The following is a 12,205-nucleotide window of genomic DNA, read 5'->3' as shown; positions in this document are numbered from 1 at the left end:
AACACCTTGGCCACCGCCCTGCAAGACCTCGCCGCGCCGGACGGCATCTGCTACGGCTGCGGCAGCGCCCATCCGCACGGCCTGCACATCAAAAGCTACTGGCACGAGGATGGCGTGCACGTCGTCGCCACGCATACTCCGGACCCGCAGTTCACCGGCTGGCCGGGATTGGTGTACGGCGGGCTCATCGCCATGCTGGTCGACTGCCATTCCAACTGGACGGCGATGGCCTACCACTACCGCGCCGAGGGGCGCGAGCCGGGCAGCCTGCCGCGCATCGACTGCGTCACCGGCCGGCTCGGCGTCGAATATCTGAAGCCCACGCCGATGGGCGTGCCGCTCTCGCTCAAGGCCTGGGTCGAGGGGCCGGTCGAACGCAAGAGCCGGGTGCTCTGCGAGGTGCGCGCCGGCGAGGTGCTGACCGCGCGCGGCGACTCGGTGTTCGTGCGCGTGGACACCGCGCGACTGGCCGCCGCCGCGCACGGCCGCTGAACCCTGCGCGGCGCACGGGCCTCCTTTAGGCTTCCGGGCGCATGTAGGGAAACAGCAGCACGTCGCGGATGGAGGACACGCCGGTGAGCAGCATCACCAGGCGGTCGATGCCCACGCCGAGCCCGCCGGTCGGCGGCAACCCCACTTCCAGCGCGCGGATGTAGTCGGCGTCGAAATGCATCGCCTCGTCGTCGCCGGCCGTCTTGGCCGCGACCTGGGCATGGAAGCGCGCCGCCTGGTCCTCCGGGTCGTTGAGCTCGGAAAAGCCATTGGCGATCTCCTTGCCGCCGATGAAGAGCTCGAAGCGGTCGGTGAGGCCCGGATCGTCGTCGCTGGCCCTGGCCAGCGGCGAGACTTCGACCGGGTAGCCGGTGATGAAGGTGGGCTGGATCAGCGTGTGTTCGACCGTCGCCTCGAAGATCTCGAGCAGCAGCCGGCCCCAGCCGTAGTCCTCCTTGACCGCGATGCCGAGCCCTTGCGCATGTGCGGCGAGCGATTGCCGGTCGCGCAGTGCCTCGCGCCGGATGGCGGGGTTGTGCTCCAGCACGGCCTCCTCCATCGACCAGCGCTTGAACGGCGCGCCGAGGTCGATGGTCGCGCCCTCCCAGACCACCTGCGTGGTGCCGAGCACGTGGCGGGCGGTCTCGCGGATCATCGCCTCGGTGAGGTCCATGATCTCGCGATAGGTGGCATAGGCCTGGTAGAGCTCGAGCATGGTGAACTCGGGGTTGTGCCGGGTCGACACGCCCTCGTTGCGGAAGTTGCGGTTGATCTCGTACACCCGCTCGAAGCCGCCGACCACCAGGCGCTTCAGATACAGCTCCGGCGCCACACGCAAGTAGAGATCGATGTCGAGCGCGTTGTGGTGGGTGACGAACGGCCGCGCGGTGGCGCCGCCGGGGATGACGTGCATCATCGGCGTCTCCACCTCCATGAAGCGCCGCGGCGGCGCCTCCAGCCATTGGCGGATGAAGCCGATGATCTTCGAGCGCAGCAGGAACACGCGCCGGGCCTCGGGCGTGACGATGAGATCGACGTAGCGCTGGCGATAGCGCCGCTCGACGTCGGCAAGGCCGTGGAACTTGTCCGGCAGCGGCCGCAGCGCCTTGGTCAGCAGCCGCAAACGTTCGGCGCGCACCGACAGCTCACCGGTCTTGGTGCGCATCAGCGTGCCTTCCACGCCGACGATGTCGCCGATGTCCCAGCCCTTGAAGTCCTCGTAGGCCGCATCGCCCACCGTGCCCTGGTGGATGAACAGCTGGATGCGGCCGGTCATGTCCTGCAATTGCGCGAAGCTGACCTTGCCCTGCACGCGCTTGAGCATGAGGCGGCCGGCCACCTTCACGCGGCGGGCCGCCGTCTCCAGCGCCTGCGCCGTCCAGGTCGCCTGGTCGGCGAACTCGGCCTGCAGGTCGCCGGCGAAGCTGTCGATCGCAAAGTCGTTCGGGAAGGCCACGCCCTGCCTGCGCAGCGCCTTGAGTTTCTCGCGCCGCTCGGCGATCAGCTTGTTCTCGTCCTGCATCGTGGACTCGGTGACGGGCTGCGCGGGCGTGGCGTTTTCAGGGCTCATGCGGGTTTCCGATGATGTTGTCTTGCAAAGACCAAAAGTGGCGTGCGGGTGGCGCGGATCTCGTCCTGCAGACCCTGGCGCGGCCGTTGCCGTTTCCTTCCAGCCAAGTTCACGGCAGGCGTTCCCGAGGTCAGGCGTCGGCGCGCTTGGCGCCGGCGTCGAGTCCGGACTTCAGGCTGGCTTCGACGAAGGCATCGAGGTCACCGTCGAGCACCTTTTGCGTATCGGTGCGTTCGATGCCGGTGCGCAGGTCCTTGATGCGGCTCTGGTCGAGTACGTAGTTGCGGATCTGGCTGCCCCAGCCGATGTCGGACTTGGAAGCCTCCAGCGCCGCCTTCTCGGCGTTGCGCTTCTGCAGCTCGAGCTCATAGAGCCGCGCCTTGAGCATTTTCATCGCCCGGTCGCGGTTGGCGTGCTGGGAACGCTCGGTCTGGCAGGCGACCACGATGCCGCTCGGCACGTGGGTGATGCGCACCGCCGACTCGGTCTTGTTGACGTGCTGGCCACCCGCGCCGGAGGAGCGGTAGACATCGGTCTTGAGGTCGGCCGGGTTGATCTCGATGTCGATGTCGTCGTCCACTTCCGGCGAGACGAACACGCTGCTGAAGCTGGTGTGGCGGCGGTTGTCCGAATCGAAGGGACTCTTGCGCACCAGCCGGTGCACGCCGGTCTCGGTCTTGAGCCAGCCGTAGGCATGATCGCCCTCGACGCGGAACGTGGCCGACTTGATTCCGGCCACCTCGCCCGGACTCACTTCCATGAGCTCGGTCTTCCAACCGCGCGATTCGCACCAGCGCAGGTACATGCGCAGCAGCATCTCGGCCCAGTCCTGCGCCTCGGTACCGCCGGCGCCGGCCTGGATGTCGACGAAGGCGTTGGCCGCGTCCATCGGGCCCGAGAACATGCGGTTGAATTCCAGCCGCTCGACCTCGCCGGAGAGCCGGGCGACGTCGTCGGCGATGGACTTGAGCGAGGATTCATCCCCTTCATCGGCGGCCAGCTCGAGCAGCTCGCCGGCATCGGCCAGCCCGGCGCTGATGCGGTCGATGCCGCCGACGATGTGCTCGAGTCTGGCGCGTTCGCGGCCCAGTTCCTGGGCACGCTTGGGATCGTCCCAGACGGCGGGGTTTTCCAGCTCGCGGGTTACTTCTTCCAGCCGTTCGCGTCGGGCCGGATAGTCAAAGATACCCCCTAAGCGACTCGACGCGGGCCTTGAGGTCCGCGATCTGCGCAAGGATCGGATTGGTCTCGATCATGGATGTCGAACATTGGGAAAAAGAACTATGCATGTTAGCAGAGCGGCTGGTCGTCGCCGTCTCCCATGCCACCGTCGCCGCACAAGCATCCGGCCTTGGCGCCATCTTGGACAAGGCCGGATAGGGGTGCTGCGGCCAGGACGCTCAGGCCAGCGCCTGCGCATGCACGCCACGCACGGCGCGCCCGGACGGATCGGCCATGGCGGCGAAGGCCGGATCCCAGGCCAGCGCCGCGGGCGAGGAGCAGGCGATCGACTTGCCGCCCGGCACCGTGGCCGCGCAGGCCTCGCCGGGGAAGAAGCGCTCGAAGATCGCGCGGTACAGGTACGCCTCTTTGGTGGCCGGCGTGTTGTACGGAAAGCGCGCCGCAGCGGCGGCGAACTCGCGGTCGCTCACGGCGGCTTCGGCGTGCGCCTTGAGCCCGTCGATCCAGCCGTAGCCGACGCCGTCGCTGAACTGTTCCTTCTGCCGCCACAGGATCGTATCCGGCAACGCGCCGTCGAAGGCTTCGCGCAGCACGGCCTTCTCGATGCGTCCGTTGCCGGCCATCTTGTAGCGTGCGTCCATGCCCATCGCCACGTCGAGGAAGTCGAGGTCGAGGAACGGCACGCGCGCCTCCACGCCCCAGGCCATCATCGCCTTGTTGGCGCGCAGGCAGTCATAGCTGTGCAGCGCATCGAGCTTGCGCACGGTTTCCTCGTGGAAGGCTTCCGGCGACGGCGCCTTGTGGAAGTAGAGGTAGCCGCCGAAGATCTCATCAGAACCCTCGCCCGAGAGCACCATCTTCACGCCCATCGCCTTGATGCGCCGTGCGAGCAGGTACATCGGCGTGGAGGCGCGCACGGTGGTGACGTCGTAGCTTTCGATGTGACGGATCACCTCCGGCAGCGCGTCCAGCCCTTCGGCGAAGGTGTAGACGAAGCCGTGGTGCACGGTGCCGAGCGCGTCGGCGGCCACCTGCGCGGCGGCGAGGTCGGGCGAGCCTTCCAGGCCGATGGCGAAGGAATGCAGGCGCGGCCACCACGCTTCGCTGCGATCGTCGTCCTCGACCCGTTCGCGGGCGAACTTGGCCGCGCAGGCGGCGACCAGCGAGGAATCCAGCCCGCCGGAGAGCAACACGCCGTAGGGCACGTCGGTCATCAACTGGCGATGCACCGCCTGCTCGAAGGCCCGGCGCAGCTCGGCGGGCGCGACCTGCCTGCCGCGGGTGGCGGCGTAGTCGCGCCAGGGCTTGTCGTAATAACGATGCAGCGTGCCGCTGGCGCTGTCGTAGACGTGGCCGGGCGGGAACGGCGCCACGTCCGCGCACACCCCGACCAGCGACTTCATTTCCGAAGCCACGCACAGCCGGCCCACGCTGTCGTGGCCCCAGTACAGCGGACACACGCCGATCGGGTCGCGCGCGATCAGGTAGCGCCGCGTGGCGGCATCCCACAGCGCGAAGGCGAAGATGCCGTTGAGCCGACCGACGCCCTCGGCAGCGAAGCGTTCCGGGCCGAGCTCGCGATAGAGCGCGTTGATCACCTCGCAGTCCGAGCCGGTGGTGAAGTCGTAGGCGCTGGCCGCGCGCAGCTCACGGTGGTTGTAGATCTCGCCATTCACCGCCAGCGCGAGCGTGCCGTCGCGCGACAGCAAGGGTTGCGCGCCGCTGGCCGGATCGACGATGGCCAGGCGCTCATGGACCAGGATGGCGCCATCGTCGACGTAGACGCCGCTCCAGTCCGGGCCGCGATGACGCTGACGCTGCGAGAGCTCCAGCGCCAGCCGGCGCAGGGCGGAAAGATCATCGCCAGGGGCGAGGTCGAAGATGCCCAGGATCGAACACATGGAAGATTTGCCTGCCGGTGAGTTAAGTAGAGGGTGCTGGAAACGCGAAGGCCCGCCTCGGGTTCGAGGCGGGCCTTCGGAAGATTCATCAGGTTGCAGTTTGCCGATGATGTCTACGCGCAGGCCCGCCTTCGGCGATTGCCGTTATTGAGGCCGTTGTTGCCATTGCGCACGCGCACGCCGCCGTCGACGACGGCGAGATGAGTAAGGCGGGCAACGGATGGGGACATGGCTTTGGACTAAAGCAGAATCGCCGCGTCGATGCAAGCGTGATTTTTCAAAGACCCTCGCAGACCCAGCGGCGGGCCTGGTCGAGCTCGGCATGGGGAAAGACGCGCACCTCGCCGGGCAGCGCCAGGTCGATCAGGCGCGCCACCGGCCGCAGCCAGCCGATGTCGGTGACCACGGCCAGTCGTTCCAGTCCGCTGATGTGGCGTACGCGCAGGTTGATCTCGTCCCATACCGCCCCCGGGTCGAAGCCGGTGAAGTCCGGGCCGAGTTCGAACAGGACGCGCAGCTTGGGATAGAGCGCAAAGGCCGCCTCGATGTCGGGCATGATGACGTTCTTGAAGTCGTCGGCGGTGACCTGGCCGTGGGCGCGGAAACCGAGCGCGCCGGCCGGCAGGTCGCTCATCTGTTCGATCATGACGATGGTTCCGTGGGAGAGGTAAGTCGCCCATCCAAACGGAGCGGCCGTGCAAAAGCAAGCGCCGCGGGGAAAGCGGCCAAACCGTTCCCATCCCCGCCGCGCGGCACATGCACGGTGCCGTGACGACGGCTCATGCCATCGCTGCGCGATGCGAACCGTCCCGGATGAAACCGCCTCGTTCGGCTGCGTCTTCAAGCCGGCGCGATGTGCCGCAACCGCAGGCGCAGCCGCTCGCGTCCCTGCCAGGTGTCGAGCACGAGTTCGTAGGCGGCCCGCAGGCGCGGCGGCGGTTCCGCCTCCTGCGGGTTGAACAGTACCGCGTCGTAGCGGACGCCGTCGCGGGGATCGTGCAGCTCCAGTTGCCAGTGTCTGTCGCCCAGCAGCCGCCAGCGCCGGCAGTCGAAGACGTTGTCGAACAACGGCTCGGGAAAGCCCTGCCCCCACGGCCCGCCGGCCTGGAGCTGGCGCGCGAGGTCCACGCCAAAGGCGCCGGGCGGCAGCTCGCCGTCGGTGTGCAGCACCGCGTGCAAGGCCTCCTCCGGCAGGCGCTCGCGTGCCACCGCGTCGAAGGCATGGGCGAAACGGGGGAAATCCTCGCGCCGCAGCGTGAGGCCGGCGGCCATCGCGTGACCGCCGAAGCGGACGATGAGCCCGGGTTGCCGGGCGTCGATGAGCGCCAGCGCATCGCGCAGATGAAAACCGGCGATGGAACGCCCAGAGCCGCGCAGTTCGCTCGTTTCGCCGCCGTCCACCGGCGCGAAGGCGATCACCGGCCGATGCAGCCGCTCCTTGAGCTGCGAGGCCACCAGACCCACCACGCCGGCATGCCAGCTGCGTTCGTACAGCGCCACGCCGACCGCATCGCCCGCGAGGTCATCGGCGCTCACTCGCACCCGCGCCTCCTCGACCATCGATGCCTGCAGCGCGCGGCGCTCCTGGTTGATGGCATCCAGGCGTTCGGCATGCCGACGGGCGGTGGCGGCATCCTCGGCGAGCAGGCAGGCCACGCCCAGGCGCATGTCCTGCAGGCGGCCGGCGGCATTGATGCGCGGGGCGACCGCAAAGCCGAGATCGGCCGCGCTCAGCAGGGCCGGCTCGCGCCGCGAAAGCTCGAGCAGGGCACCGATGCCCGGACAGGCCCGGCCGGCACGGATACGCCGCAGACCGGCCTCGACCAGCACGCGATTGTTGAAGTCGAGCGGCACGAGATCAGCCACGGTGCCGAGCGCGACCAGATCGAGCAGCGCGGAAAGATCGGGGCGACCTCCCGGCGGCGTGCGGTCGGCAGGGTCCGTCTCCCGCGCAGCGCGACCGGCGGATTCCCCTTGCGGAAACAGCTGCGCACGCAGGGCGAGGAGCAGATAGAACATCACCCCGACGCCGGCCAGGTGCTTGCTCGGGAAACCGTCGCCCGGCAGATTGGGATTGACGATGGCGTCGGCCGCCGGCAACCGTTCGCCGGGCAGGTGATGGTCGGTGACGATCACGCGGATGCCGCGCGCCCGGGCCGCGGCCACGCCCTCCACGCTGGCCACGCCGTTGTCCACGGTGACGATCAGCTGCGGCGCCGGCTGCAGGGTGTCGACCAGCGCGGCGCTCAGACCGTAGCCGTGGAGGAAGCGGTTGGGAATGGCGTAATCCACGCGCCGCGCGCCGAGCATGCGCAGGCCGCGCACGGCGAGCGCCGTGCCGGTGGCGCCGTCGCAGTCATAGTCGCCGGCGACGACGATCGCCGCGTCGGTGCGGATGGCTTCGGCCAGCAGCGCGACCGCGGCCTCGAGCCCGCCGAGCCCGTCCGGACGCAACAGCCGCTGCAGCCGGTGTTCGGCGTCGGCCGGCGTCAAGACGCCGCGGGCGGCATAGACATTGCGCAGGACCGGATGCACGGCATCGCTCCAGCCGACGGGCGTGCCGAGCAACGGCCGTCGACGCCACTGCAGGCTCATCGCCGGTCCCGCCAGACACGCAGCCGGTGCCACGGCCGCCAGCGTCGGCGCTGGCCATCGGCCAGATGCAGCAGCAGCGGCTGACGGCACGCCCATCGCTCGACGTGCGGCCACCAGGTGCCGTCGATAGCATCGGCATCGAGGTCGGTGAGATCGAGCAGCCAGCCGGCAGGCAGCGCACTATCCGGATCGCGCGCTCGCCAGGGCATGCCCGCCCGCGCGGCGAGCGCGCGCACCAGCGCATCGTCGCTGCATGCGCCGGCCAGTGTGCTGGTCACGCGCGCCGGCAGCACGCCACCGCCCCACAGCCACAGACTGTTGACCGGCGGCAGGCCACGCCGGCGCCGCGCGGCATTCAAGGGATGCTGATGCAAGGTGACCTGGATGTCGGTGAGCAGCACGCGCCAGCGTCGCGCAGCCGGACCTTCCGGCAGATGGCCGATGAGCTGCGCGCCGAGCGCCTGTTCGGGGGCGGGAAAGTCCGGCAGCGGCAACCCGGCCGGCACGCGCAGGTGCCAGCGCTCGGGCGTGGTGGTTTCGAGCGTCATGCCCTGTTCGAGAAAAAGCGGCTGCAGCGCCTCGGCCAAGGCCGCGACCTCGTCGGGTTCGAGCGCGAGTCGCCCGCAGGCCAGGAGGCGCGCACCGGTGAGCTCGGGCTCGATCCAGGCCGGATCGGCGCACAGCCACGTGGCGTCGCCGGCATCGCCGCGGGCGAGCTCGCGGGTCAGCGCGGCGACGGGCACGGGTGTCGCGCCGGTCGCGAAATAGCCGGCCAGAGCGTCGAGGTGGCCGGCCGCGCCGTCGGCGAGTCGATCGGCGCGCGCAAACATTCGGCGCAGCGGCGAAGCGGCGGCGAAGCGCGTGAGCGCGGGCAGCCACAGCACCGATGGCGAGTCGGACATCAGGCCTCCAGCGTTTCGTAGAGCGCCAGCCACTCGTGCTCGAGGACCGTTTTTTCCTGCCTCAATGCGCCCTGGCGCTGGCCGAGTTCCAGCAGTGCCGCGGTCGGCCCCTGGTAGATGCCAGGGTCGGCCAGACTGGCTTCGATGGCGGCGAGTTCGGTGTCGATGACTGCCATGCGCGCCTCGATCTTTTTCACCCGCGCGCGTGCGGACTTGTCGCTCTCGCGCCGGGCGGCGGCTTCGCGGCGGCGATCGGCGGCCGATGGCGCAGGCGCGGCATCGGTTTGCGCATCCTTGCGCGCGCCGCTGCCGCGCGAACGCAGCCAGCGCGCGTAATCGTCGAGGTCGCCGTCGAACGGTTCGACGCGGCCGTCGGCCACGCGCCAGAAGCCGTCGCAGACCATGCCGAGCAGGTGGCGATCGTGCGCGACCAGCACCAGCGCGCCGTCGAAATCGGCCAGGGCGTCGGCCAGCGCCTCGCGCATGTCGAGGTCGAGATGGTTGGTCGGTTCATCGAGCAGCAGCAGGTTGGGTTTGTCCCAGGCGATCAGCGCCAGCGCGAGTCGCGCGCGCTCGCCGCCGGAAAAACCCTCCACCGGCTCGAACGCGCGCTCGCCGGCGAAGTTCCAGCCGCCAAGGAAGTCGCGCAGCACCTGCGCGGGCGCATCGGGTGCCTTCTCCTGCAGGTGCTCGAACGGTGTCGCCCCGGCGCGCAGGCTCTCCACCGTGTGCTGGGCGAAGTAGCCGAAGCGGACGTCCTTGTGCACCTTGCGCTCGCCGGCCAGGGTCGGCAATTCGCCGATCAGGGTCTTGACCAGGGTCGACTTGCCCTCGCCGTTGGGACCGAGCAGGCCGATGCGCTCGCCCGCCTCGAGGCGGAAACGCACGTCGTGCAGGATCACCGCCGGCTCGCGCAGCGGCGCCTCGTGGCCGGGCAGATGATCCTCGCCCTCCTCGCGCGAACCGGCCGGGTAGCCCGCCGCCACGCCCTCGAGCTGCAGCATGGCCTCGGGCACGCGCGCGGGCGCGGCGAACTGGAAGCGGAACGGCCGTTCGGCGCGCACCGCCTCGGTGCCGGCTAGCTTTTCCAGCCGCTTCATGCGCGACTGCGCCTGCTTGGCCTTGCTGGCCTTGGCCTTGAAGCGGTCGATGAAGGATTGCAGGTGTGCGCGCTCGGCCTGCTCACGCTCGTGCACAAGCTGCTGCTGGCGCAACTGCTCGGCGCGCTGGCGCTCGAAGGCGCTGTAGCCGCCGACGTACAACCGCGCACGGCCCGCATCCAGATGCAGCGTGTGCGTGCACACCGCATCGAGGAAATCGCGGTCGTGCGAGATCACCAGCAGCGTGCCGTCATAGCGGCGCAGCCATTCCTCCAGCCACAGCACGGCGTCGAGGTCCAGATGATTGGTCGGCTCGTCGAGCAGCAGCAGATCGGACGGCGCCATCAGCGCGCGGGCGAGATTGAGTCGCGCGCGCCAGCCGCCGGAAAACTCGCGCACGGCGCGCTCGTGGGTTTCCGCCGCGAAACCGAGCCCGTGCAGCAGCCGCCCGGCGCGGGCACGCGCGTCGTAGCCGTGCAGTGCCTCGATGCGGTGATGCGCCTTGGCCATCGCCTCGGCATCGCCGCGCGCCTGCGCCGCGGCCTCCTCGCGCAGGGCCGCGGAAAGTTCCGCGTCGCCGCCCAGCACGTAGTCGAGCGCGGCCTCGGCCAGCGCCGGGGTTTCCTGCGCCACCGCGGCCATGCGCAGTTTCGCCGGCAGCTCCAGCTCGCCGGCGTCGGCCTCGAGCGTGCCCTGCAGGGCGGCGAACAGGCTGGACTTGCCGCAGCCGTTGCGGCCGACCACGCCCAGCCGCCAGCCGGACTGGATGGTCAGGTCGACGTCGGTGAGCAGCAGCCTTGCGCCGCGGCGCAGGGCAAAATGGCGAAAACTGATCATTCGGCTCCATCTACCACTGCAAGCAGCCGCGCATGATAACCGGCACGGCAAATGCCCAGTGCTTGGCAACTTGCTGCATGGGCCGATGGCGGCAAAAGCCGGCTTCTGCTACAACGGCGCGGCCACGTAAGGGAGGGGATCCGGATGCGCAATCACCGCTTGCCAGGCATGGCGTTGTTCGCGCTCGCCCTCGCGGCAGGCTGGCCGGCGCGCGCGGATGAGCTCCTGCTGCGCCGCGTGCAGCAGGAACAGTCCCTGCAGCTGCCGCCTCGCGGCATGCGCATGGCGGAAGTCGAGCGCCGCTATGGTCCGCCCGTGCGCAAGCTCGATCCGCGCGGCGGCGACAGTCCCAAGCACCCGCTGATCCAGCGCTGGCAGTACGACGGCTACATCGTCTATTTCGAACGCGACCGCGTGATCCACAGCGTGCTCGACACCCCGGTGGCCGACGCGCACGCCAGGGCCGCCCCATAGACGCCTGCTCACGCATGCCCGTCGGGATGCTCCCGCGTTCGTCGTAAACTGTGCAGTCCGGCGCGCCGCCGGGCATACGATGGACACCACGAATGAGCGACGCTTCTTGGCGCCTGCCGGCCGAGTGGGAGCCGCAATCGGCCGTGCTGATCGCCTGGCCGCACGCCGGCACCGACTGGCACAGCCGCCTGGCCGAGGTCGAATCCACCTACGCCGCGCTGGCCGCCGCGGTGACGCGCTTCGAACCGCTGCTGGTGGTGACGGCCGACGCGGCCGTGCGTGCCCGCGCCCAAGCGCTGCTGCGCGCGGCCGGCGCGGAGGAGACGCGCCTGCGTTTCGTCCAGCTGCCCTACGACGACACCTGGCTGCGCGATTCCGGACCGATCACCCTGCTGGGCAGCGACGGCCGCTGCGAGCTGCTCGATTTCCGCTTCACCGGCTGGGGCGGCAAATTCGGCGCCGAACGCGACGATGCGCTGGTCGATGGACTGGTGCGCGCCGGCATCTTCGGCCAGGCCCGTCACCGGCGCATCGACTGGGCGCTGGAAGGCGGCGCGATCGAGAGCGACGGCCGCGGCAGCGTGCTCACCACCTGGCGTTGCCTGCACCAGCGCCATCCGCAGTCCGCGCGCAGCGAGATCGAAACGATGCTGCGCGAAAGCCTGCACGCCCGGCACGTGCTGTGGCTGGAACACGGCTATCTGGAAGGCGACGACACCGACGCGCACATCGACACCCTCGCCCGCTTCGCCCCCGGCGACGCCATCGTGTTCCAGTCCTGCGAGGATGATGCCGACCCGCACCACGCGGAACTTGCGCGCATGGCCGAGGAACTGGCCGCGCTGCGCACTTTCGACGGCCGGCCCTACACCCTGCACGCCCTGCCCTGGCCGCGGCCGATCCTCGACGAGGGCCGGCGCCTGGCCGCCTCGTACGCCAATTACCTGATCGTCAACGGCGCGGTGCTCGTGCCGGCCTATGGCGACGCCGCCGACGAGGCCGCCGCGCGCATCATCGCCGCCGCGCATCCGGATCGCACCGTGGTGCCGATTCCCTGTCGCCCCCTGATCTGGCAGAACGGCAGCCTGCATTGCATCACCATGCAACTGCCGGCGGGCCTGGTCTGAAAGATTCATCCATCCCTCGTTGATA

General features: G+C 69.6%; 10 protein-coding genes. 3 read left to right on the top strand and 7 right to left on the bottom strand.

Going from position 1 to position 12,205, the window contains the following annotated elements:
• Positions 1 to 6: 6 nt before the first annotated feature.
• Positions 7 to 492 carry a PaaI family thioesterase gene (locus ALSL_RS06655; RefSeq protein ID WP_231700311.1) on the top strand — a complete coding sequence of 162 codons (486 nt, stop codon included), beginning with the start codon at positions 7 to 9 and terminating at the stop codon, positions 490 to 492.
• 25 nt (positions 493 to 517) lie between these two features.
• Here the strand turns inward: ALSL_RS06655 and lysS are convergent, their stop codons facing one another.
• The 7 genes from lysS to ALSL_RS06620 all read right to left on the bottom strand — a co-directional run bounded on the left by lysS (position 518) and on the right by ALSL_RS06620 (position 10,579).
• Entirely contained in the window at positions 518 to 2,062 is a 1,545-nt protein-coding gene (lysS, locus tag ALSL_RS06650; RefSeq protein ID WP_126537618.1) for a lysine--tRNA ligase, read from the bottom strand.
• A 130-nt stretch (positions 2,063 to 2,192) separates the two neighbouring features.
• A protein-coding gene (prfB, locus tag ALSL_RS06645; protein ID WP_126537615.1) for a peptide chain release factor 2 occupies positions 2,193 to 3,318 on the bottom strand; the annotation gives its coding sequence in 2 pieces (ribosomal slippage) (positions 2,193 to 3,242 and positions 3,244 to 3,318; 1,125 coding nt in all).
• 144 nt (positions 3,319 to 3,462) lie between these two features.
• Entirely contained in the window at positions 3,463 to 5,145 is a 1,683-nt protein-coding gene (gene asnB, locus ALSL_RS06640; protein WP_126537613.1) for an asparagine synthase B, read from the bottom strand.
• A 277-nt stretch (positions 5,146 to 5,422) separates the two neighbouring features.
• Positions 5,423 to 5,791: a SpoIIAA family protein gene (locus ALSL_RS06635; RefSeq protein WP_126537611.1), complete on the bottom strand. Its 369-nt coding sequence runs from the start codon at positions 5,789 to 5,791 to the stop codon at positions 5,423 to 5,425.
• Between the two features lie 194 nt (positions 5,792 to 5,985).
• A complete protein-coding gene (gene recJ / locus ALSL_RS06630; protein WP_126537609.1) occupies positions 5,986 to 7,740 on the bottom strand; it encodes a single-stranded-DNA-specific exonuclease RecJ in 1,755 nt (584 codons plus the stop codon).
• Positions 7,737 to 8,642 (bottom strand): phosphoglycerate mutase, encoded by a 906-nt coding sequence (locus ALSL_RS06625; RefSeq protein WP_126537607.1) that lies wholly within the window; start codon positions 8,640 to 8,642, stop codon positions 7,737 to 7,739. The genes recJ and ALSL_RS06625 overlap by 4 nt, the downstream gene beginning before the upstream one ends.
• Positions 8,642 to 10,579, bottom strand: coding sequence for an ABC-F family ATP-binding cassette domain-containing protein (locus ALSL_RS06620; RefSeq protein WP_126537605.1), 1,938 nt, complete (start codon positions 10,577 to 10,579; stop codon positions 8,642 to 8,644). Before ALSL_RS06620 ends, ALSL_RS06625 begins: the two co-directional genes overlap by 1 nt.
• Positions 10,580 to 10,723: 144 nt before the next feature.
• On the opposite strand from ALSL_RS06620, the gene ALSL_RS06615 reads away from it, so the two are divergent.
• Positions 10,724 to 11,053 carry a hypothetical protein gene (locus ALSL_RS06615; RefSeq protein WP_126537603.1) on the top strand — a complete coding sequence of 110 codons (330 nt, stop codon included), beginning with the start codon at positions 10,724 to 10,726 and terminating at the stop codon, positions 11,051 to 11,053.
• 92 nt (positions 11,054 to 11,145) lie between these two features.
• The gene (locus ALSL_RS06610; protein WP_126537601.1) at positions 11,146 to 12,180 is read left to right on the top strand and encodes an agmatine deiminase family protein; all 1,035 of its coding nucleotides are present in this window, start codon (positions 11,146 to 11,148) and stop codon (positions 12,178 to 12,180) included.
• Positions 12,181 to 12,205: the final 25 nt, after the last annotated feature.

This window comes from Aerosticca soli (assembly GCF_003967035.1).
GTDB classification, from domain to species: Bacteria; Pseudomonadota; Gammaproteobacteria; order Xanthomonadales; family Rhodanobacteraceae; genus Aerosticca; species Aerosticca soli.
This window is presented reverse-complemented; position numbering and strand designations above follow the sequence as displayed.